Annotated in this window: 2 protein-coding genes; one reads left to right on the top strand and one right to left on the bottom strand. The window is 44.9% G+C overall.

What is annotated here, in order from left to right; translation table 11 throughout:
* The coding region (spsA, locus tag ACWHAR_RS20725; protein ID WP_452087688.1) for a spore coat dTDP-glycosyltransferase SpsA at positions 1–756 on the bottom strand (756 nt) is incomplete at its 3' end.
* Between the two features lie 319 nt (positions 757–1,075).
* Between spsA and gerQ the strand changes: the two genes are divergently transcribed.
* Positions 1,076–1,621 carry a spore coat protein GerQ gene (gene gerQ, locus ACWHAR_RS20720; protein ID WP_041334586.1) on the top strand — a complete coding sequence of 182 codons (546 nt, stop codon included), beginning with the start codon at positions 1,076–1,078 and terminating at the stop codon, positions 1,619–1,621.
* Positions 1,622–1,646: the final 25 nt, after the last annotated feature.

Genomic DNA, 1,646 nt, shown 5'->3' with positions numbered 1-1,646 from the left:
CTTTTTTAATGATTCACGCAGCTCTCGGCAATTTCGCTGCGGAGGAAGGTTCCTGACAAATTCATTTTTTTCTGATTCAAACAGCTGAAAGTGAATCGATTGGTCGGTAATATAATTCAGGTCTAGCTCCTCATCCAGCGGGTAAAACGGATAAAAATGATTGACTCTCCAAAAGAACCGCGCATCTCCTATACGGTAAAACGCCGGGCTTTCATCCCAATAGGAGCCAAACTTCTCCTTTACCTTCTCAAGCACCGAATACCTGTGCATCACCGAGCAATGATCAATTGCGCACGGTGCGTTCCATGTCACTTGAGCGGCAGGCCTGACAGTTTCTTTTACAATGTCGCGATTCTCGTTTAAATGATAGGTTTTGGAGGCTGAGTAAATCACAGCCTTTTCAGGATGGGTATCGAGCTCCCGCACCATTTTCAGGAGGCGGTCCGGCATATAGATGTTGTCATCCGTCGCATAGGTGATATATTCACCCTCCGCCATCTCAATCGCCTGATTGATCAGTGCCGCGTATCTCGTTTTTTCTGTTCTTTCCTTCACTCCAGATATATCGCTTTGATAAAAACGCACTCGGTTATCATTCAAAAAAGGACGGATTACATTCAGCGTCTCTTCATTGGAGTTGTCATCCATAATAAACAATTCAAAATCTGAAAATGTTTGTGAGAGTATGCTAGAAATGGACTTTGCTACATAATCGCTTTTGTTATAGCTCGTCATAATGACTGATACTTTAGGCAAATCCTACACCTCCTTCTTGGAACTTCACACCTGAAACTATCGTTATCTTATGTTGCTTATGCTCAAGTTGCGCTAGGGATACAAACCAATATGCGAAAAGTTTGTGTATATCTCTGAAAAACAGCGGCTGCCCAGAGCGAAATCTGATCAGTCCGCTGTTCTTTTTCAGCATAATCCAAGCATCAGCCTCATAAGGTGAAAGAGATAAAAATCGCACCAGCGACTAAGATCGTTTTCCATCGGAGGTGAGTCATCGCGGAGCGTTCACCTATACATCCAGAACATGTTTTGAATGGTTTTCATAAAAAGGAGGAACGATATGAAACCGAAAAAAAATCAATATCAGCAAGTGCAGGCATTTGATAATATGCAGGGATATCAGCCTCAGTTTGGTGCCAACCCGTACCCGCAGCAAGGCCAAGGCTCACAAATGCAGCCAATGGGGATGCAGCCAATGATGCCAATGCAGCAGGGACAGCAAGGACAACAAGGACAGCAGGGATTTGGATTCCCGGGCCAGCAGCAGGGCGGCGGTTTTCAAATTCCATCGGGGCCTACACCATCAGGACCGGGCCAAAGCGTTCCCGGCATGCTGCCTGTTGAGGAATCTTACATCGAGAATATTTTGCGCCTGAATCGGGGAAAAACAGCCACCATTTATATGACATTTGAAAACAGCAAAGAATGGGGCTCGAAGATTTTTCGCGGCGTCATCGAAGCTGCGGGCCGGGATCACATTATTATCAGCGACCCGAAATCAGGAACACGCTACCTGCTCCTGACAATCTACCTCGATTACATTACATTTGATGAAGAAATTGCTTATACGTATCCATATTCCATGGCGTCCTATTCGCCAAGATAAGAAAAAAGCCAATCACTCATATGAT

This window comes from Bacillus sp. LR--39 (genome assembly GCF_053613335.1).
This window is presented reverse-complemented; position numbering and strand designations above follow the sequence as displayed.